This window comes from Eubacterium sp. MSJ-13 (assembly GCF_018918235.1).
Taxonomy (GTDB): Bacteria; Bacillota; Clostridia; order Lachnospirales; family Lachnospiraceae; genus Butyribacter.
The window spans coordinates 1-20973 of sequence record NZ_JAHLQE010000099.1 but is presented as its reverse complement, the minus strand read 5'-3'; the positions used below and the strand labels follow the sequence as shown (position 1 = coordinate 20973).

Genomic DNA, 20973 nt, shown 5'->3' with positions numbered 1-20973 from the left:
GAATTTTTCATTCTGCAAGGCGGAAGAATGAGCCGTAGCGGGCTACGGCGATTGATGGTGCTGTGTGCCAGCGGCACACGGTTAGCACGGACCGAAATGGAATGTAGACCAACGCAGCAGATGGAAATTCAAGCAAATTATTTAGCTGAATATGAACAGGTCAGTACACTAGCTTACTCCCTCAACTGATTTTCATAAAAAACAGTACACCACTTTTTTCATCGGTGATGTACTGCAATACTTTCTTTATTCTGCTACAAATTTCTGCAACAAATGATATTTTAACAAAAATCATTCCCAAATGAAATGTTAAAAAATCTCATATGTAAAAAACTTGCATCTAAGTTTCTTTCACACTATACTAAAATAAAAAAGACAAACTTAACAGCAAGTTATAAATTAAGCAAGTTAATTTATATTTTTCTAAAGGGGGTACATAACATGGCTGAAAGCATGAAAGACTTTGAAAAGGAACTCGAAAATTCTTTTAAAGTCATAAAAGAAGGTGATATTTTAGATGTTACCGTTATAGGCATTTCTGAAACTGAACTCACTGTCGATCTGAATTACTACACCGAGGGCGTCATTCCTCTTGAAGAATGTAGTGACGATCCTGCATTTTCTATCAAAAATGACTGCAATATCGGTGACACTATTCGTGCAATGGTTATTGATGCAGAGGGTGATAACGGTGCTGTTATATTATCAAAAAAGGCTGCTCACAATCTTCTTATATGGAATGAACTTAAAAATGATATGGCAAACCGCACTGTTTTTTCTGTCAAGATAACTGAAGCAAATCAGGGTGGTGTCACAGGTTTTGTCAAAGGCGTAAAAGCATTTATTCCAGCTTCAAAAATAGGTCTTGATTATGTTGATGATACCGAAAGTTATGTAGGCATGACTCTAAATGCGATTATCATCACCGCTGATGCAAATGAAAAAAGACTTGTCCTGTCGGCAAAAGAAATCGCAAGAGAAAACGCAGCACTAGAACATTCACAGAAAGTTTCCAAACTTGCTGTCGGCGAAACTGTTTCAGGAAAAATAGTGCGCATGGAATCATATGGTGTGTTTATCGAAATAGGTGAGGATCTTATAGGACTCTGCCATATATCACAGATAACAAATAAATTCATCAAATCGCCAAAAGAAATCGTAAAACTTGGCGATACCGTATCTGCAAAGATCATCGCACTTGACGGTGACAGGATATCTCTCAGCATGAAAGCACTTGAGGATGATGTCCCTGACGAGAAAGAAGATACTTATGAAATTCCTGATGAATTTCGTGCTGATAAGGAAGAAACTGTAGACGAGAGTCCTTTTGCAAAACTGCTTAAAGGGATAAAACTGTAAATTTGAAAACTTAAATTTATACCCAAAAACTGGCATTGTGGAATAAAAAAAAGTCAAGCGGATATTCGCAATCCGCTCTGCTACTTGCTCATAACACTCATTGCTCTACACAATAGAAGTGGTGGACTTCCTTGATAGTGTTAAATTTCATAATACAATTCCCACAATAAAAAAATACCGCAGGCAAACACTCTCTAGCATTTTTGCCTGCGGTATTTTTTACTTCAGTGCCATTATAATGAATTATTTTATTATTGAACTGTTCTGTTTACTGACATATTATTTATCATGATTTATACTTGTCACTCTCCCTGCATTTTCCTCAGCATATTTTTTTATGACACCCAGAAATCTCTCTCCATATTTTGTAAGCTTGTTCATACCAACACCTGATACATCAAGCATCTGCTCTGCATCAAGCGGCATTTTCACACACATATCTATCAACGTCTTATCACTGAAAATAATATATGGCGGCATTGCTTCTTCTTTTGCGATTTCAAGCCTTAGACCACGAAGCAGTTCAAACAATTCAAATCCTGCACTTGTAAGTTCATCTGTACTCCTCCTGCTAAGCGGTTTCTTTTTTGTATTCTTTTCCCTTGTCTCTTCCTGCTTTTTATTCATACGCATCGTTACTTTTGCATTTTCATCCCTCAACGATGAAATATCACCTATTTTAAGAACACTGTAACGGTCATTTGTTTTATGTAAATATCCATCAAGAACCATCTGATTTACAAGATCCTTCAAAATTTTTTCATTACTGTCCTTCAACGCTCCGTATGTCCTGCACTCTGTCATATGGAGCTCTTTAAGTCTGGCTCTGTTCGCTCCAAGAAGTGTTCCAAGTATTACATTTATACCGTAACGGCTCTTTGTCTCTGCCACGCAGTTTATTATCCACTTCGCCTCTCTTGTCATATCAACTTCTTCGTATTCCCGATTACAGTTGCCACAATCGCCGCAAGGGGCATCTGTCTTTTCTCCAAAGTATTCCAATATATAATTTCTCAGACATCCCGTAGTCCTGCAATATCCTTCCATTGCCTGAAGCCTTTTATTATCATGTTCTTTTATAAGTTCAATATCCTCAGGCGGTATATCAGAAAAATCTTTATTGTCGAGCAAAAATCTGTTTATCATCACATCCTGTGGCGAAAAAAGTAAAATACACTGCGACTGCTCACCATCTCTGCCGGCTCGTCCTGCCTCCTGATAATAATTCTCCATACTCTGAGGCATGTTGTAATGGATAACATACCTCACATTTGATTTATCAATCCCCATTCCAAATGCATTAGTCGCTACTATCACAGGCTTCCTGTCATATATAAAATCATCCTGACTTTGTTTTCTGTCATCACTGCTCATACCTGCATGATACTTTGTGACAGCCATTCCTTTTGAAGCTAACATTTCCTGTACAGCATCAACATTTTTTCTCGTGGAACAATAAATAATACCACTGTCATCACGATGTTTTTCAATATAATCAATGATAAACTCATCTTTTCTTTTTATATTTTCAACACTATAATAAAGATTTTTCCTGTCAAATCCTGTAATCACGATCTCAGGCTCTTTCAATCCTAGAATACACAAAATATCATTTTTAACTTCCTTTGTCGCCGTAGCTGTAAAAGAACTTAAAACCGGTCTTACAGGCAGACGGTTCACAAAATCTGCTATTTTAAGATAACTCGGTCTAAAATCCTGTCCCCACTGTGATATACAGTGTGCTTCATCTACTGTAACCATTGAAATCTCCGCATTATCTGCAAAATAAAGAAACTCTTCGTTTTCAAGTCTTTCTGGTGCGACATAAATAATCTTATATACTCCCTTTGCTGCATAATCAAGAGCCATACTTACCTGTTTCTCCGTAAGAGAAGAATTTATGTATGCTGCATTTATACCCGCATCGTTAAGCGATTTTACCTGATCCTGCATAAGAGATATGAGTGGTGATATAACCAGAGTGATACCACTCATCATAAGAGCAGGCACCTGATAACAAATTGATTTTCCGGCACCTGTTGGCATAATAGCAAGTGCATCACGCCCTGATAGAATTGTATTTATGATCGTTTGCTGTCCGTCACGAAATGAATCGTAACCAAAGTATTTTTTTAATGTTTCGTTTGCTGTCATTTTGTATATCCTTCCCCCAATTACTCTATTGTATTTTATTATATAGTCATTTTATATTATCATGAAAAATAGATATGTGGCAAGCAGAGAGATTTTCTGTCAAAAGTACAAAAAATCACCATTGCTGTTGACATCTATGGTGCAACTAGCAACGGTGATTTTATCACTACTCATGCAGTTCTTTATTTACAATTTTTGTGCCTTACAGACTCTCCACAAATCTCATAAACGCTTCCTGTCCCTCTTTTGTGCGTTTATAAACGCCTGCACATTCAAGCACCTTAACAAACACTTTACTTATCTCATCATGGATTATATCCATGATATTTTCCGGTGTGACCGTATAATTTCCTATCCATTCATCTACCCAGTCAGCATGTTTTTCAAGTGTCTCATCTGCACGAATATCCTTGTGGTTCAAGATTGCATCTGCAAGATCACTCATTTCTTTTTTAAGTCTTGCCGGAAGTACAGCAAGCCCCATTACCTCGATAAGTCCGATATTTTCTTTCTTGATATGATGAAGGTCTGCTGACGGATGGTACACTCCCCATGGTGCATCTTCTGTTGTGATATTATTGCGGAGTACAAGGTCAAGCTCGTATTTTCCATCACGCATACGGGCGATCGGTGTGATCGTATTGTGCGGCTCTCCATCTGTTTCACTGAAGATAAATGCTGCTTCATCTGTATATTTTCTCCAGCTTGTGAGTATATGGTCTGCTGCCTCTACTATCTGCTCTGCATTTTCTCCCTGAAGACGGATTACGGACATAGGCCATTTTACGATTCCTGCTTTAACACCTTCAAATCCCGGCAATACAAATGTCTTTTCATAATCTGCTTTTGCCATTGCAAATGTATAGCCGCCACCCTGAAAATGATCATGGCTCAAAATAGAACCTCCAACTATAGGCAGGTCCGCGTTTGAGCCAGCCATATAGTGTGGAAACTGTCTTACAAAATCAAGTATCTTTTTAAATACTGCATGATCTATCTTCATCGGTGTATGCTCTGCATTAAATATAATGCAATGCTCATTGTAGTAGACATATGGCGAATACTGTAAGAAATACTGCTGTCCGTCTAATGTAACAGGAATAATCCTGTGATTCTGCCTTGCCGGATGAGAAAAATGACCTGCATAACCCTCATTCTCCTTGCAGAGTAGACATGCCGGATATCCTGATTTTTTAGCTTTTCCTGCTTTTGCAATATCTCTTGGATCCTTTTCAGGCTTTGAAAGATTGATAGTAATGTCAATCTCACCATATTCCGTATCAGTCACCCACTTCTCATCTCTTGCAATTCTGTCTTTTCTTATGTAATTTGTCGCCTGACTGAAATTATAATAAAAATCTGTTGCTTCCTTTGGAGAAACGGCATATTTATCTTTAAATTCTTTTCTCACGATACTCGGTGCAGGAGTTATACATCCCATTATCTTTGTATCAAATAAGTCCTTGGCAGTAATCGTGTCTTCTTTCATAATGCCGTTTTCAAAAGCATATTTCATCATATCTTCAAGTATCTCATGAACTGGTCTGAATGATGTGACTTTGTCCGCTTCACTGTATTCCATCACATCAAACAACTCTAAAAGTTTATTTGTAACATAAATCTCATCACATTCCTCAATTAAACCGTTTTCTTTTCCATACAAAACAAGTTCACTGATATATTTTGTAATCATATTCTCATATCCTCCTGCTATTTTTGGCACAGCATATTTTTAATTCTCATTTATTATCTCTTTTTATCTTGCCAAGCAGATATTCGCAATCCGCTTTGCTGCTTGCTTGATAGTATTAAATTTTTAATCAATCACTTTCATTCCACCATATTTGCGAATTTTAAGCACATTGCAGGCACCCTTTCCAAATACCTTATCCATCTTTTCAAGATATTCAGGTACAGCTTCATTTTTAACAAATGCCTGTATAGTTCCGGCAAATCCACCACCATGTACACGACAAACTCCTTTTCCACCCTCAAGCACTGTGTCACTTATCGCAAGTGCCAGTGATACATTCTGATGTTTTATATCATTTACCGTATACACATTCTGAAGATATTTGTATGATGAATCACCTGACTCCTTTACAAGACTTAAAAATTCGTCAATCTTTTCTGCTTTAAGTGCATCTGCTTCTTTTCCGACACGCTTATTTTCATTTACAAAATGAATTGCACGAAGTACAGCTCTGTCACCGCATTTCTGTCTGATCTCAGCTATATTGTCAATGATATCATCCATTGATACTTCTAAGAGAACTTCCTTTCCAAAATAAGCCGCAACCTCTTTCATCTCCTGCGGAACTGCCGCATAATCAGCGGTAAGGTCTGCATGCGAACCCTTTGTATCGGTAATACATAAGCTGTAGCCATACTTATTCATATCAAATTCAACCTTTTCGACAACAGGTTCTTTTGGCTTTGCAAAATTAACATGAACAAGACTTCCCACTGAGCATGCCATCTGATCCATAAGACCACAAGGTTTTCCAAAATATACATTTTCCGCATACTGACCGATAATAGCTATCGTAACTGCATCCATCTTTCCATCATTGTAAAGATATGAAATGATAGTACCTACAACAGTCTCAAAAGCTGCTGATGATGACAGACCTGCACCGATCAGCACATCACTTGTAACATACGCAGTAAATCCTCCAATATTGAAACCATGATCTTTTGCACCTTTAAGTACACCTTTTATAAGAGCCTTTGTCGTCTCTTTCTCACTTTCATTATAAGAAATATCATTCACATCAATAACTATTTCCTTATATGTACCCGAAACAAGATGTATCATATTGTCATCTGTTTTTCTTGTGATAGCAATAGCATCAAGATTGATAGATGCCGCAAGAATCTCACCATGCTGATGATCTGTATGGTTTCCGCCAACCTCACTTCTTCCCGGAGCACTGTAAATTGCCACATCACCTTCACCATAAAGTTTCTCAAACTTTTCAATCGCCTTTATATAACGCTCTGTCTGATATCCTATCTTACTCTCGTCAATATAAATATCCGACAATAAATCTTTATAATCACCGTTTTTTAATGCTTCTTTTAATTCAGTCGTATTTTTCATGCACGAAATCCTCCCGTTTTTACAGTCTGATGTTGAGTATTAGATTCAAAATATCCTTTTACCCTTGTATCATAACCTCACAATATAATTTTTAATTTCATTTCCACAATAATCTTAATAATTTAATTATAATATAATCTTCGTTTACTAAAATGTCAAGATTAGTTTACTATTATTTTTACTAAATATTTACTTTTTTAATATACAAAATAAAATATCTGCTAATCTCTAAGCTATATAATTGCTAAAACATGCTTACTTTTATACATCTTTTATACATCTTTTTAAAATTCTCTCGACAATTTTACCATATTGTGTTACCATATGTTTAGTAAACTTTTATATAGTAAGCTTAGAGCAGTTTTTAGCAAAGTTAAATCATAAAGAAAGAGGGATCTGTATGCCAACAATTCGTGATATAGCAAAAGAAGCCGGTGTTTCTCCCGGGGCAGTTTCAAGAATATTAAATAATGATACCACTCTCCATGTTTCAGCGGAAACACGAAAAAAAGTATTAAGTACAGCAAAAAAATTAAATTATAAAAAAATCCCAAGAGCAAACACACCTGCCCCTAAAACTTCCTTTACAATGGGAATAGTCCTATGGTTTTCAGCGGAAGAAGAATTGAAAGATAACTATTACCTCAAGGCAAGACAGGGCGTTGAAGACTTCTGCGAAAAAAATGATATAAATATACTTCGTGTATTTCCCGGAGATTCAGAAAACTTTTTAAAATTAAACGAAGTTGATGGACTTATATGTATAGGAAAATTCAGCCGTCAGGAAATCAAAAACTTTATTAATATATGTAATAACATTGTATTTCTTGACATGGCTGTAGATGAATTTAATATTACTTCATTATCAATGGATTTTGAACACGCCGTTTACAGCGCACTTGATTATCTCACGGAACTAGGTCACAAAAAAATCGCATTTCTCGGGGGCAAAGAATATGTCGGAAATCATGAACTTATAACCGATGCCCGCACCACAGCATATAAAAAATATATGAAACACAGAAAAATGGATTATAAAGTTTATTTGAAAGAGGGAAGTTTCACTTTTGAATCAGGTTACAATATGATGAATGAACTTTTCCATGAAGGCAATATTCCAACCGCCGTATTTGCAGCCAATGATGTTATCGCACTCGGAGCCATGAAAGCAATCCGTGAAAACGGACTGACAATTCCCGATGATATATCTGTCATAGGTTTTAACGACGAAGAAACAAGTGCCTACATCCAACCCCCACTTACTACTATTCACGCACCTGCATATGATATGGGGCAGCATGGGGCAAACCTTGTTTTTGTTGCTTCAAATCTGAGTATAAGGACACCACTTAAAGCGAAAATTCCTTGCGAGCTGGTTGTAAGGGAGAGCTGCAGTAAAGTTAATATACAAACCCCAAAATGAGAAAGCAAAAATAAATAATAGCACATAAAAATTACAGGCTGCAATAAAATTTTTTAAGCCTGTAATTTCTGTTTATATAAATTTTTAGCACTTTATATATGAAAACATATACATAAAGATTTATTTACTATTTTGTCAATCTCGCAAACAAATCATTTACCTGCTGTTCTGCATCGTCACTCACCTGAGAATTTATTATCTGTTCTTCTTTTTTCTTTTTCTCCTGCTCAAAATAAGCAATTACTTCTTTAAAGAAATTATACATAGGTACTTTATTCATTGCCCTGCTACGCCATTCATATTCTTCACCATCTTTAGTGTAAATATAAAGTGATGTTTTAGGATCCTCGTCTTCATCTTCCACCTCTACCGATTTTATATCCCTATAAACAAATTCGCCCTGCTTTCCTGAATCTTTATAGTATGCCATAGTATCTGTAAAAAGAAATCCCTCTTTTCCATTGGCTGTAAGTGTAGTGTCAAACAATGCTATCACTTCTTCTTCGGACACCCCTGCTGCATAAGACTTAATTGCATTTTTCAAAGCTTTACCTGAAATTCCATTTCCCATCTGAAAACGCTGTGTTACATATTGCATCGGGTAAACATCCCACGAATATTTTTCTAAAGACTTTATAATTTCTTCTCTCTGTGCCATTTTTTCCTCCTTATCTCAAACCGTTTTTAATCCTGCCTGATTTCCAAATACTTTTAATACATTTTCTCTCTGTGATAAAATATCGCAAATATCTTTTGTCAACATACCATCCTCTCCAAGAAGTGGCATATCAACCATAGCTTTTAAAATCTGCACTGTTTTTAAGGCAACCATTATCTTATTTTTTTCTTCGTCAGACATATCATTCCATTCTTTTTTCTTGTCCACTATCTCCATCATATTATGGTTTGCCACATCCATTATCTTACCGAAGCGTTTAAAAAATAAATCTAACTGTTCTGAATTTTTCTGTATGATATAAAACTGTTCTTCAACAAGTTCCATCTGAGCTACCTGTTTTTTTACTACTGCCAGATCTGCATATGCGTCATCTCGTTTCCCCTTCATCTTATTATGATAAAAAGCCAAACCTGCAATCCCGCCTATTCCCCAGCTTAAAAATACATCTCTTGTCGGATTTGATTCCAACAATCTCTGACTCTCGATTGAATCTATTTCCAGTTTTTCAAAATCCCTGTCATTAAACGAAAGATTTTCTAACTCTTTTATTCCCTTTCCTTCCTTCAATTGTGTTTCTTTCAATACAGAAAAAACAGTTACAAAATCCCGAATCTGAGTCCCATAAATATTTAACTTTGTTTTTCCCAATTCCTGCAATGTTTTCTCTGCTAATTTTTTCTTTTCTTCAAATTTTTTTATTGCGTCAGAATACTCATCCTGTGCCTGTTCCGATACCCTGATTGCCTCATCAGCATTCAATTTTCCATCAATTCCAAGTCCTAAAGCTGACACTGCTAATAATAATGGTAACATCTGATCACCTACCTTTTCTACAAAACAAGAACACTATTTTCATCCTGCATAAACTCATCAATTTCTTTCCTGCTGTTTAAAGACAATTCAATTCCAAACGCTTTTCCAAAGTTATCAATACAACTAATATATCCATCAATATCATTTTCAAGAGAAGTCCGTTCTATTTCTGCAAATAAATTTTCTATCAATTGTTCTCTCTCCTGATATTTTTCTTCTGCGTATTGTCTCAATTCTCTTTTTAATTTTCCTATTTCATAAACCGCTTCCTGAGATATCTGCTCTAAAGTTTTTCGCCTTTGAGCTGAAATTTTGGACTCATGCAAAATTTTTGTAACTCCGTTATAAATGACTTTTGATAGCAATGTTCCAACAAAACTTCCTATTGCTCCGCCTATCGGTCCACCAACAGCAAGACCTACTGTTCCACCCAAAAAACCTCCGGTCAATTCCATACCATTCTGCCCTAAAGCAAGAACAAGTTCCTCTGTATCTATCTCTCCCTTGGCATAACGAAAAAGATTTTTTCCTACTGAAACCGTAGTGTTTGCTAACATCACCGGGAGATTAACGGCACTAGCCCCAAGCTCACGAATCATCTCACTTTTAGAAGCATGCATTAGGGCTTTAATTCCCGTACCGATATTTGCCACACTGTATGCAGTAGCACCATCTTTTACCATAGACTTAGTCACATCGACCGCTGCTTCGTCCAAATCTTTTTCACCTGAGACAACAGCACACATATTTTTTACTCCTGACACAACGCCCGATACGACCATAGTTCCTTTTGCTGCACTTATGCCTGCCTCATGGCCGCTTTTGAGCATTTCTTTTGCTACAAACTGTTCCGGATTATTTCGTGCCTCCAGTGCTTCATTTGTTGAAACCCCTGAATCACGAACTCTTTTTTGTGCATCACGATATCTCTTTGCTTTTTCTTCTACCTGCTCGGCTTTTTCAAAACATCCGCGTTCTCTTAATCTGGCAGCCTGTTCTTCATACTTTTGAGCCTGTTCATTTGCATAATTTACCGCACCTTCATATTGATCCGATGGAATATCTATCGGTCCGTCATAACGATCCCATGATTTATCGTTTGCCATTTTATCAATTACATTATATTTTGTCTGACCATTTTTTGATGTACTTGATTTTAGGAATTTCATCTGACTTCCTGAACCATTTTGTACATTTCCGTTCTCATCAACTTTTACATGGTCATATTGGGTATCATTAGTCCTTCCGATACCATCAGTTGTTCTGGTACGGTTACTTTCATTATTTATAATCGCCTGTTGGTTATCCCTTGACTCCTTTAGCAGTTCCGCCGAAAAACCAGCCTGCTGCTTTCTGGATACATCTGCGTTTTCTCCTACCTTATAATTACTTATCTCTTTCAGATTACGCCCATGGAATTCTTCTAAATTTCCATTATGGTCGACTCGTATACCCTTATATGCCTGTAATATCTGGCTCGCAGCTTCTCCATGTCTTTGTACGATCTCACCCTGTGCTAATCCTACAATAGAATCTTTTATATCCTGTTTGTGCCTTTCCTTTTCTTCCACAGTTTTCACCCTCTTATTTTTATAATTAATAGTCAAGGATATTCGCAATCCACTTCACTACTTGCTCATATAAATTTTCTAATCCTAAGGAAATTTTATCATATCTAAATTTAATTGTCTTATGCTGACAGCATACTTTTAACGATTTCATTGAAAAAATCATGTTCCACAACACAAAAGAACTAAACAGCACCCAGATTTAATTACTGTTTAGTTCTTGTCAAGTGGATATTCGCAATCCGCTTTGCTACTTGCTCATAACACTATTAGGTGCTATCGCAGCATATCAGAATGGACTTGTCCTCCTCCTGATACAAGGAAATCCCCCACTTATTGCTCTGCGCAATAGAAGTGGGGGACTTTCTTGATAGGGTTAAATCACTCTGCAATAAGATCCTTAACGACCTCACCCGCAATAATAAGCCCTGCTACCGCCGGCACAAATGCCATACTTCCCGGCACTGCCCTTCTCTGCAAACAAGTACGCTGTACTCCCGGAGGACATATGCAATGGTTCTTGCAATTGTCATTTTCATCCTCGATAGGTGTCATCGGTTTTTCCTCTGAATAAACTACTTTAAGCTTTTTCACACCGCGTTTTTTAAGTTCACGACGCATTACTTTTGCAAGCGGACACACCTTTGTCTTATAGATATCTGCAACCTTAAATGCACTTGCATCCATCTTGTTACCTGCTCCCATGCAGCTTATTATCGGTGTTCCTGTTTCCTGACACTTCATTACAAGCGATATTTTCGCTGTTACTGTATCTACCGCATCAACCACATAATCATATTCTTCAAATGGAAATGTGTCTGCATTTTCAGGCAGGAAAAATGTCTTGTAAACATTTACTGTTACTTTTGGATTTATCTCCAAAATACGCTCACGCATAATGTCTACTTTGTCTTTTCCTACCGTTTTTCTCGTTGCGATAAGCTGACGGTTAAGATTTGTGAGACAAACCTTATCGTCATCTATCAGATCTATCTGCTCCACTCCACTGCGGACAAGTGCGTCAACAGTATAACCGCCGACTCCGCCTATGCCAAAAATGGCAACTCTTGATTTGTGAAGTTTTTCAATCCCTTCTTTTCCTATTAATAATTCTGAACGCGAAAATTGATTCTGCATTTAAACCTCTTTCCTGAGCAATTTATTGCGAAGTGGTGACACAAATCTAAAATTTGTGTCTGCCATAAAAACTGTTTGTTTTTGCTCAGAAACAAACAGTTGTGTGATAAAATATCGCATCGGCAGTATTTTATCACGCTTTCCTCATTTCTCAATCTTTCTTAAAAAGGGCAAAATCAATATTTTGCCCTTTTATTTTTTACCATATTAAAATGTACTTTTCAAGTTTTTTATAAATGCATTAGCAAATTTCTGCTCCTGCCGGCATCTTCTTTTCAGGTGTCATAAGTGAGAGATTTCCTTCTGCATCTTCTGCACAGAGTAACATTCCCTCTGATAATACACCGGCAAGTTTTGCAGGTTTAAGGTTTACAAGCACCATTACTTTCTTGCCTACCATTTCTTCTGCTGAGTAATGTTTCTTTATTCCTGATACTATCTGTTTTACTTCGCTTCCGATTTTTACCTGTGAGCAGAGAAGTTTCTTTGATTTCTTTACTTCCTCACACGCAATTATCTCACCTACCTGAAACTGCATTTTCTCAAAGTCATCAAATGTAATTTCAGGTTTTGCTTCTATATTTATTACTTCTTCGTCTGATTCTGCTTCTTCTGTAACTCCTGCTGCCGCTTTCTGTGCCTCCTGAATTTCCTCAGCTTTTGCAAGCACCTCTTTTACATCAAGTCTCATAAAGAGAATTTCAGGTGCATCTGTCACTTTTGTTCCCGATTCATAAAGACCAAATTTGTCCATATCTTCAAGTGCACGCTCCGTTGTATTGAGCTGCTTCAAAATCTTGTCTGTCGTGTCAGGCATAAATGATTTCAAAAGGCTTGCACCGATTGTGATGCTCTCGATAAGGTTGTAAAGAACTGTTGAAAGTCTGTCCTTCTTTGCCTCATCTTTTCCGAGTACCCAAGGCTCTGTCTCATCGATATACTTGTTACATCTCTTAAATATCGTAAATACTTCTGTAATTGCATCTGCAACACGAAGTTTATCCATTTTTTCTTCAACTTTCTTTGGCACAGAAAGCACAAATGATTTAAGTTCATCGTCAACGCTTTCCGTAACACCCTTATCTTCTGCAACTCCGCCAAGATATTTGTTTGTCATTGAAATCGTTCTGTTGACAAGGTTTCCAAGCGTGTTTGCAAGGTCTGAGTTCATACGCTCAACCATAAGCTCCCATGTAATCACACCATCATTTTCAAATGGCATCTCATGAAGCACAAAGTAACGAACCGCATCTACTCCGAACATATCTACGAGGTCGTCGGCATAGATTACATTTCCTTTTGACTTACTCATCTTGCCCTCGCCCTGAAGAAGCCATGGATGACCAAATACCTGCTTTGGAAGTGGAAGTCCGAGTGCCATAAGCATGATAGGCCAGTAAATTGTATGGAATCTAAGGATGTCCTTACCTATAAGATGAAGGTCAGCAGGCCAAAATTTTTCAAAAAGGTCTGTTCCTGTCTCGCTTGTATCGTTGTTTCCGTCAACATCATATCCAAGTCCTGTGATATAGTTGCTGAGGGCATCTACCCATACATATACAACATGACCAGGATCAAAATCTACCGGAATACCCCATTTGAATGAAGTACGCGATACGCATAAATCCTGAAGTCCCGGAAGAAGGAAGTTGTTCATCATCTCGTTTTTGCGTGACTCAGGCTGAATAAATTCAGGATGTGTGTTGATATGCTCGATAAGTCTGTCCGCATAATTGCTGAGTTTAAGGAAATAAGCCTCCTCTTTTGCAGGCTGACATTCCCTGCCACAGTCAGGACACTTTCCATCTACAAGCTGCGATGCAGTAAAGAATGACTCACAAGGTGTACAGTACATTCCCTCATAATATCCCTTATAAATATCTCCCTGTTCATATAATTTTTTGAAAATCTTCTGAACCTGTTTCTCATGGTATTCATCAGTTGTTCTGATAAATTTGTCATATGATGTGTTCATGAGATCCCAGATTGACTTAATCTGTCCTGATACATCATCAACAAATTTCTTTGGTGTTACACCTGCTTCATCAGCTTTAATCTCAATCTTCTGTCCATGCTCGTCAGTTCCTGTCTGGAAACGTACATCATAACCCTGCTGTCTTTTAAAACGCACTATACTGTCTGCGAGAACAGCCTCGTAAGTATTTCCGATATGCGGTTTGCCTGATGTGTAGGCAATCGCTGTTGTCAAATAAAATCTCTTTTTCTCTGCCATTTTGAACCTCCAATAAAATAAAAAAGTCCTTAAGAATATTTCTATTCTTAAAGACGATCATACCGCGTTACCACTTTAATTTATCCGCACTTCACAATGCGAACCTCAATCACTGCCATCACAGTGCCACGCTCTAACGGGCGTACCCGGTACCTCCTACTTTTCATGTTGTACTGCACTATCATTTTTATTTACACCTACGGCATAAAATAAATATAAGATTATGTTCAGAGTGTACAGCTCCAAGACCATCTTCTGCCACATTCCATATACCCTCTCTCAGCAACGAGTTACTTTCCTACACATAATGTACTAAGCAGCTCTGCGGGTTCTCTGTAATACTTTCTGTAACATACTTTTCTTTTCACAGCCTTTTTCTTTTATAGATAAATGTATTTTAATATGTAGGTTAATATTTGTCAACTGTTATCTCATCCTATCTGCATACACATTTGCAGCTATAAGTATTCCATTCTGCATAAAAATATATACATCACAACTCCACCACTTCATCCGCAACTCCCATTGTTGATTTTCTATGCGATACAAGCACTACCGTCTTATTTTTATCCTTCCCCTCCTCTTTTACCGCTTTTAATATCACTCCCTCATTGAGCGAATCAAGATTGCTTGTCGGCTCATCCATCAAAAGCAATGGTGCATCGTGAAGAAATGCTCTCGCAATACCTATCCGCTGTTTCTCACCGCCCGACAAGGTGTCTCCAAGCTCTCCGACCTGAGTATCATATCCGTCGGGCAGGCTCATTATAAAATCGTGAAGTGATGCTTTTTTTGCCGCAGCCATGATTTCTTCCCTTGTCGCTCCAATTTTTGCAATTCCTATATTTGCGGCTATCGTATCATGAAATATATCTGTTTCCTGTGTTACAAAGCTCTCAAAATCCCTGAGTTTTTTTGTTGAAATCTCTTTTACATTCTTTCCTGAAATCTCAACTTCTCCACTGTCTGCATCCCAAAAACGCATAAGGAGTTTAAGTATTGTGGATTTGCCGCAGCCGCTCGCTCCGTGAAGCCCTGTTATTTTTCCTTTTTTTATCTCCATACTGAAATTTTTGAGAATATTTTCATTTTCATATGCAAATGTTACATTTCTTAATGCAGCTATCGGCTCGTTTTTTCTGTCCGCTGTCTCGCCCTCCGCTACTTCCTCTACCACAGGATTTTCTTCAAGAACTGACAGTACCCTTTCGCCGCTTGCAAGTGTCTGATTGAGATTGTTTGACAGGCTTGCAAGCGCGACAACCGGACCAAACGAACCCATCATTGCCACTGTACAGGTGATTACTGCGTCAAAACCAATCTCACCCTGACAATACATTTCTCCCATGAGAAAAAGCATCCCAAATGACGCAAGAAGTATGACAAAGTTTGTGACTGCACGCTGTGTTCCCTCTAAACGGCTTAATTTCCTCTGCATTTTTCCGAGTTTTTCAGAGCGTTCCTGCATCTCATGTCTTTTCTCTTTTCCCATACCATACTGTATGGTTTCTGAAAGTCCTCTGAGTGCACTAAGTACAAAGCTGTTTAATTCGCCGAACGAGGTTCTAAATTCCATTCCCGTCTGACCGCCACGCTTTCCATTCCAGAGTGGAATAAAAATTCCTACTATTATATATGCTGCTGCCGCATAAACTGCCGCAGCAGGGCTGTACCTTCCCATAAAGATTACCATGATAGCCGATGTGAGTAATGCTATCATTATCGGAGATATTGTGTGTGCATAAAACACCTCCAACAGTTCTATATCCGTAGTTATTACTGATATAAGATTTCCCTTGTCTCTGCCCTCAAGTTTTGCTGGGCATAATCTCCTAAGTGCCGCAAATACTTTATGCCTTATTATCGCAAGAAGTTTGAATGCGATAAAATGATTGCAATACTGTTCCGCATAATGAAGTACACCTCTCATGACTGCCGCCGTTCCCATAATGATAAATAGTGTTTTTATGCTCATGTCCGAAAATAGCATTACAGGTTCTCCAAGTCCTTTTAAAAGCACCTGACCTGCAAGTATCGTTAGAAAGATTGCACATAGATACCCCAGAACACCAAGCACTATCGCAAGCAGCATTATATGAAGAAGCGGTGCAACAAGACCGATAAGCTGTCCCATTATCTTAACGGCACTTCTTCTTTTTTTAACTGATTTCTCTACAGACATCTGCATCCTCCTTTCCAAACTCCTCCAATTTTCTCTGGCTCTCAAAAAGCCTGAAATATTCTCCATTATTTTTCATCAACTGCTCATGCGTACCGCTTTCTGCTATCTCTCCGTCTTTAAGCATATAAATATTATCTGATGATATTACATTAAACAGACGGTGTGATATTAAAAGCACCGTTTTTGTTTTTGCAAGCTCGTGTATCGCATCCATTATCATACCCTCACTTTCGGCATCAATATTTGAGGTAGCTTCATCAAATATATACATCTCGCTGTCATGCAAAATCGCTCTTGCAATACAAAGCCTCTGACACTGACCACCTGAAAGATTATCACCCTTTTCAGCAATCTCCATGTCAAGTCCTCCGTTCTCACTCACAAAATCCCAGAGATTTACTTTTATCAAAACCGCCTTAAGTTTCTCATCTTCTGCCCCTAAATCAGCCATGATAAGATTTTCCCTCACCGTCCCCTTAAAAAGGTAACTGTTATGTCTGACAACTGTCACATGACGCATTAGTTCACTCTCCGCTATATCTTCAATCGGAATACCACTGAGTGTGAGCTTGCCGTTAAAATTCTTGTTCTTTCCAGAAATAAGCCCTGCTATCGTACTTTTTCCGCATCCCGACTCACCGACGAGTGATACGAATGAACCCGGTGAAATATCAAACGATACATCATTTAAAATCTTTCGGTCACTGTTGTATGAAAAATTTACATCCTCAAAACTCACTGACAGATTTTTAAGCTGTTCTTTAGTAAATATGACTTTTCCTGTCTCATCTTCCTCTAAATCAAGAAGTCCGAAAATCTTGTCACTCGCCGCCATTCCGTTCATTGCAATATGAAAAAATGAACCGAGAAGTCTCAGCGGTATAAAAAATTCACTTGCCAAAAGTGTGATGCAAAGTGTCTGTTCAAGTGTTATATTTCCTTTTAAAAACTCACTTAATGCCACTATCATTCCGACTGCCGCCCCACCGTAGGCAACAATATCCATCACGCTTGTTGAATTAAGCTGCATTGTCAGAACTTTCATTGTTATCTTCCTGAACTCTGAGGCTTCCTCGTCCATCTGCTCCGCTTTCATACCGTCAGCCTGATAAATCTTAAGTGTCGTAAGTCCCTGAAGATTTTCAAGAAACGAGTCACCAAGTCCTGTGTATATTCCCCAGTATTTATTTAAAAGTTTTTTTGCAATCTTTTGAACTGCCACGATTGAGGCAGGGATTAAAGGCACACACACAAGCAGAACAACACTCGCCTTTACGCTCGCCTTTACCGCAAGCACAATAAAAAGCGTAACAGGTGCAAGAATACTGTAAAAAAGCTGCGGAAGATATTTGCCAAAATAAATTTCAAGCTGTTCGACACCCTCTGTTGAGAGCTGCACCACCTCGGAAGTCGCTATTTTTTCATTGTAGGACACACCGAGTTTTAACAGTTTTTCATAAATTTTATCCCTCAAAATACATTTCACATCAACGCTCGCTCTATATGAAGCTCTCGCCGCCATCTTATCACACAAAAAACGAACCACGAGAACCGCCGCAAACACGCAGGCACATTTAACTATGTCACCCGACGCTGCTTTTTTTGCATACAGTTTTCCAAACAGTCCCGCTATCGTAAACACCGAAACCACCTGTGCAATAAGTGCTATCCACTGCCACAGCACATTGTAGACAATATATTTTTTTGCATGGGATAATAACCTTACAAGTCTTGTTTTTATCATCTCATTCCCTGTCCCTTCATATTTATTATTGCTGTTAATTGCACAGCAATATTTTGATACTTTATCTATTTTTCCGTCAATTCCTGTGGAATTTTTTCTGTTTCTTTTTCGGTCTTAATATAAAAAATAAAATAGAGCACATGACAGAGCCATACAACGGCAAGACATATTCTTCCGACAGGCACCTTGCTCATCATTATAAAACCAAATGCCATAACAATAGTAACACTCCCCATAATGGTACATTTACTTTTTACCGTCATTGACCTTTTCTGAACAAAACTTTCAAGATGCTTTTTGTAAAGTCCGGTTGATGTAAACCAAGAATGAAGCCTTTCTGAGCTTTTTGCAAAGCAGAAAACCGTCGCCATATAAAACGGTACTGTAGGCAGTATTGGAAGTACGATTCCTATAGTGCCAAGTGCAAGGCTCAAAAATCCCAAAAGCACCCACAAAAATTTAAGCGGATTTGTTTTATTATTCATATAAATCTCCATTTCGTATTTTTGATTATTTAACAGTTCAGACATAAAAAATAATCAACAATATAATGAACTTGTCTATTTTATGCTAAATTCTCTTTTTATGGTAAATTATCCTTTAATTCCTAAACAAGATTTTTAATTATATCATCCTGCCGTAAGCACATATTTATGCCCGTCAATCTCAGTCACACCCAGCTTCACACCATATAGCTGTTCAAGCAGTTCACTTGTGATAATCTCTTCCGGATTTCCCTGTGCAAGCACATTTCCATCCTTAAGACCTATTATCGAATCGGAAAAACGGATTGCCTGATTTATCTCATGCAGTACCATAACTATCGTAATCCCAAACTCCCTGTTAAGTTTTTTAACAAGTTCGAGTATTTCAAGCTGGTATCTTATATCAAGATAAGTGGTTGGTTCATCGAGAAACAGAAGTTTTGTATTCTGTGCAAGAGCCATTGCAATCCACACACGCTGCCTTTGTCCTCCGGACAGTTTTCCAATCTCCCTCTCTCTGAACTCTAAAAGATTTGTGACCTCAAGAGCCCTGTTTATAAGCTTCTCGTCCTCATCGTCCGCACCGCCAAACATCCTATGATGCGGTGTCCTGCCCATAGAAACAAGTCTTTCAACAGTCATATCATCGGCAGCCGTATTGTACTGGTGGACAATGGAAACACGCTTAGCAAACTCTCCAAGTGACATACCACCGATATTTTTTCTCTGCAAAAAAATCCTGCCACGATCAGGCATGAGATTTTTTGTCATCAATGAAAAAAGAGTAGACTTGCCACATCCGTTCGCACCCAGAATAGTTGTAATCTTGCCCTCAGGAATTTTAAGTGAAATATTATTTAAAATCCTATTCTTTCCATATGAAAACGAAAGTTCCTTAACTTTTATCATATAATCACACTTCTTATCGTCACTCATTCAATCACCTCTTCCCTCTAAGCAGTAAAATGAAGAACGGTCCACCTATAACACTCATCACAACAGCCGCACTCACCTCATACGGACGGCATATCGTTCTTCCTATCGTGTCGGCAAGCAAAAATGTAAATGCCCCTGCAAACACCGAAAACGGCACAAGTTTCTTGTGGTCGCTTCCAACAAGTATTCTGCCTATATGCGGCACAATAAGTCCAAGAAAACTTATTGCCCCGACAACCGCCGTCGAGATGCTTGCAAGTATTACCGCTATAATAGAGATTATTATCCGCATGCGGTTTACATTTACACCAAGACTTCTCGCCGTTTTATCCTCAAGTGCAAGAAGATTGCATCTTCCTATAAACAACACAGAAAGCACAAGCCCCACGACAACATACGGAAACAATGTCGCTACATCGTCCCATGTTTTTTGAGTGATATTTCCCTCAACAATAGATGCCACACCTGTTCTGTCACCGCCTGACATGGAATTTACAACACTCGACATTCCAGTAAAGAACGCTTCTACGGCAACACCTGTAAGTATAATACGTAACGGACTTAAACCGCCTTTCCATGACAATGCATAAACGATAACAAATGCCGCTATACCGCCCAAGCAGGCGGCAACAGGTGTAAAGAAATATAGTGTCGGTGCAAATGCCGTTATACATACCGCCGAAAATCCTGCACCGCTCGATATACCTATAATTCCAGGATCAGCAAGCGGATTTTTAAGCACTGCCTGAAACAATACACCCGAAACCGCTATTGCCGCCCCCGCAAGCATTGATATTATTATTCTCGGAAAACGAAGGTCATAGATAGTCGCTACATCAGGATTATATTTTATAAAAAGACCGTCAAACAACTTTTTAAATGAAACCTTTAGACTTCCTATATTTACCGATACGAAAAATAAGGTTACAAGTAAAATTATAATCATAACAAATGATACGATTGTCCTTATACGCTTATTTCTCAGATTTTTATGGTCTTTTGAAAGTATGTCATTTTCTTTTAAATCCATTTTAACCCTCATTTCTCCATATATTTTTACTAGTGTAGTGACATGTTGCTATTCAGTCAAATGACGCACAATGAATTTTTCATTCTGCAAGGCGGAAGAATGAGCCGTAGCGGGCTACGGCGATTGA

Annotated in this window: 16 protein-coding genes; 3 read left to right on the top strand and 13 right to left on the bottom strand. The window is 38.0% G+C overall.

Features of this window, described 5'->3' with window-relative positions; genetic code table 11:
• Positions 1 to 189, top strand: a 189-nt coding sequence (locus KQI69_RS06295; RefSeq protein ID WP_216564496.1) for a hypothetical protein, incomplete at its 5' end; no start/stop codon positions are given.
• Between the two features lie 252 nt (positions 190 to 441).
• Complete coding sequence (locus KQI69_RS06290) at positions 442 to 1359, top strand: S1 RNA-binding domain-containing protein (protein ID WP_216564495.1); 918 nt, start codon at positions 442 to 444, stop codon at positions 1357 to 1359.
• A gap of 279 nt (positions 1360 to 1638) precedes the next feature.
• Here the strand turns inward: KQI69_RS06290 and recQ are convergent, their stop codons facing one another.
• From recQ to KQI69_RS06275, 3 genes are all read right to left on the bottom strand, one after another.
• Positions 1639 to 3513 (bottom strand): DNA helicase RecQ, encoded by a 1875-nt coding sequence (gene recQ, locus KQI69_RS06285; RefSeq protein ID WP_216564494.1) that lies wholly within the window; start codon positions 3511 to 3513, stop codon positions 1639 to 1641.
• Between the two features lie 202 nt (positions 3514 to 3715).
• Positions 3716 to 5206 carry a UDP-glucose--hexose-1-phosphate uridylyltransferase gene (gene galT, locus KQI69_RS06280; RefSeq protein WP_216564493.1) on the bottom strand — a complete coding sequence of 497 codons (1491 nt, stop codon included), beginning with the start codon at positions 5204 to 5206 and terminating at the stop codon, positions 3716 to 3718.
• 123 nt (positions 5207 to 5329) lie between these two features.
• A complete protein-coding gene (locus tag KQI69_RS06275; RefSeq protein ID WP_216564492.1) occupies positions 5330 to 6616 on the bottom strand; it encodes a galactokinase family protein in 1287 nt (428 codons plus the stop codon).
• Between the two features lie 400 nt (positions 6617 to 7016).
• On the opposite strand from KQI69_RS06275, the gene KQI69_RS06270 reads away from it, so the two are divergent.
• Positions 7017 to 8039, top strand: a complete 1023-nt coding sequence (locus KQI69_RS06270) for a LacI family DNA-binding transcriptional regulator (RefSeq protein ID WP_216564491.1) — start codon at positions 7017 to 7019, stop codon at positions 8037 to 8039.
• A gap of 127 nt (positions 8040 to 8166) precedes the next feature.
• Here the strand turns inward: KQI69_RS06270 and KQI69_RS06265 are convergent, their stop codons facing one another.
• The 10 genes from KQI69_RS06265 to KQI69_RS06220 all read right to left on the bottom strand — a co-directional run bounded on the left by KQI69_RS06265 (position 8167) and on the right by KQI69_RS06220 (position 20846).
• A complete protein-coding gene (locus KQI69_RS06265; RefSeq protein WP_216564490.1) occupies positions 8167 to 8697 on the bottom strand; it encodes a hypothetical protein in 531 nt (176 codons plus the stop codon).
• A gap of 15 nt (positions 8698 to 8712) precedes the next feature.
• On the bottom strand, positions 8713 to 9531 hold the full coding sequence (locus KQI69_RS06260; protein WP_216564489.1) for a hypothetical protein: 819 nt from the start codon (positions 9529 to 9531) through the stop codon (positions 8713 to 8715).
• A 17-nt stretch (positions 9532 to 9548) separates the two neighbouring features.
• Positions 9549 to 11102: a hypothetical protein gene (locus KQI69_RS06255; protein WP_216564488.1), complete on the bottom strand. Its 1554-nt coding sequence runs from the start codon at positions 11100 to 11102 to the stop codon at positions 9549 to 9551.
• Between the two features lie 378 nt (positions 11103 to 11480).
• On the bottom strand, positions 11481 to 12236 hold the full coding sequence (locus tag KQI69_RS06250; RefSeq protein WP_216564487.1) for a ThiF family adenylyltransferase: 756 nt from the start codon (positions 12234 to 12236) through the stop codon (positions 11481 to 11483).
• Positions 12237 to 12477: 241 nt separating this feature from the next.
• A complete protein-coding gene (metG, locus tag KQI69_RS06245) occupies positions 12478 to 14469 on the bottom strand; it encodes a methionine--tRNA ligase (protein ID WP_216564486.1) in 1992 nt (663 codons plus the stop codon).
• Between the two features lie 493 nt (positions 14470 to 14962).
• Positions 14963 to 16651, bottom strand: a complete 1689-nt coding sequence (gene cydC / locus KQI69_RS06240; protein ID WP_216564485.1) for a thiol reductant ABC exporter subunit CydC — start codon at positions 16649 to 16651, stop codon at positions 14963 to 14965.
• Positions 16629 to 18395, bottom strand: a complete 1767-nt coding sequence (locus tag KQI69_RS06235; protein WP_216564484.1) for an ABC transporter ATP-binding protein/permease — start codon at positions 18393 to 18395, stop codon at positions 16629 to 16631. The genes cydC and KQI69_RS06235 overlap by 23 nt, the downstream gene beginning before the upstream one ends.
• A 65-nt stretch (positions 18396 to 18460) precedes the next feature.
• On the bottom strand, positions 18461 to 18880 hold the full coding sequence (locus KQI69_RS06230; RefSeq protein ID WP_216564483.1) for a YbaN family protein: 420 nt from the start codon (positions 18878 to 18880) through the stop codon (positions 18461 to 18463).
• 144 nt (positions 18881 to 19024) lie between these two features.
• Positions 19025 to 19816: an ABC transporter ATP-binding protein gene (locus tag KQI69_RS06225; protein ID WP_216564482.1), complete on the bottom strand. Its 792-nt coding sequence runs from the start codon at positions 19814 to 19816 to the stop codon at positions 19025 to 19027.
• A 4-nt stretch (positions 19817 to 19820) separates the two neighbouring features.
• Positions 19821 to 20846 (bottom strand): FecCD family ABC transporter permease, encoded by a 1026-nt coding sequence (locus KQI69_RS06220; RefSeq protein WP_371818755.1) that lies wholly within the window; start codon positions 20844 to 20846, stop codon positions 19821 to 19823.
• Positions 20847 to 20973: the final 127 nt, after the last annotated feature.